General features: G+C 32.2%; 1 protein-coding gene and 2 pseudogenes. All 3 read left to right on the top strand.

Going from position 1 to position 1,134, the window contains the following annotated elements; genetic code table 11:
- Positions 1 to 143: 143 nt before the first annotated feature.
- A pseudogene (locus tag KQI94_RS16875) lies at positions 144 to 224 on the top strand (DUF2786 domain-containing protein); the annotation flags it as partial.
- Between the two features lie 170 nt (positions 225 to 394).
- On the top strand, positions 395 to 607 hold the full coding sequence (locus KQI94_RS16070) for a hypothetical protein (protein WP_002360757.1): 213 nt from the start codon (positions 395 to 397) through the stop codon (positions 605 to 607).
- Between the two features lie 96 nt (positions 608 to 703).
- A pseudogene (locus tag KQI94_RS16075) lies at positions 704 to 1,134 on the top strand (peptidase S41); the annotation flags it as partial.

Consider the following 1,134-nt stretch of genomic DNA (forward strand, 5'->3'; position numbering starts at 1 on the left):
AAAGTTATATCATGAAAGTAAAAAGGAAAGAACCGAAAAACAAACGAAAATGGAACGAGCGTTAGAAGGAGTCGTGTATGGTTTTCCAAGAAATACAGCAGATGATCCAATTTTAAAGATTACTATGAGCCAGGAGAATACGAATGGATGAAAAAAGAAAAGATAAAATTCAACGGTTGTTAGCACTAGCAAACGATGAAGAATCAATGACAGCTTTAGCAAAGCGATAAGAATTTAGTAAAGGTCCTGTGTAAGTTAGTTTTGATATCGTATACTACAAGAAATAAATTTACCTTTAGTTCTTATTGACAGATACACATAGGTTTGGTTTAATTAAATTAGCTTTATGAATCCGCTTTCATTTTGCTGTAAGAATAAATAGGAGGAATGTAGAATGAAAAAGTACAAAGAATTAAAAGAAGTAGAAATTCAAGCAATTAGTGGAGGAGTAGCAGTTACCCCTCCTAAAGGAGCTTTTCCTAATGGAGATTTTAAACCTTGGAACGTTCCGTCAGGAACGACTTTTCCATGGCAAGGAGCTTGTCCTGTAGGGTCTGTTACTGCAGGTTATATTGGCGGTGGACAAAATCTTTGTCGGAGACCATAATTAATATTAAAACTATTATTATAAATAGTAATTACAATGGGAACAGAGATAGATTATTCTACCTCTGTTCCCATTGTAATTATGGGGAGGTTTGTTATGAAAATATTTAAGTACTTATTTACTTTAGGTTGCTTATTTTTTTTAGGTATATATATTCTACACCAATCAAACCAATATTTATCGTTAGACACTAGGAGTGTAGATGCTGTACAGATCATGAGTCAATCTGGAATTATTGAAAATCAAAAAAAATGGGCCTCGACCTTATCTAATTATAATTATGGTAAGTCAGTAAAAAATATATCGGAACTAAATAAATTATTAATTAGGGGGAATAAACATAGCTCAATATTAAATGTTTCTGCTGAAAGTATGGAATCGGATTTAAATACTAAGGAAAATCTGCCATCAAGCATGGAAATAGAGGGTCTCTCAGTTATTAGTGTACCAGGTTTATATACTACCAATAATGAATTTCGAAATAATTACAGTAATACACTAGCTAAGTTAATAGATTCTGCTAAAGG

Source organism: Enterococcus sp. S183_ASV_20 (assembly GCF_018919685.1).
Taxonomy (GTDB): domain Bacteria; phylum Bacillota; class Bacilli; order Lactobacillales; family Enterococcaceae; genus Enterococcus; species Enterococcus faecalis.

Coding starts and splice junctions, on each gene's coding strand:
- KQI94_RS16070 (WP_002360757.1), top strand. CDS start 395: ATGAAAAAGTACAAAGAATTAAAAGAAGTAGAAATTCAAGCAATTAGT.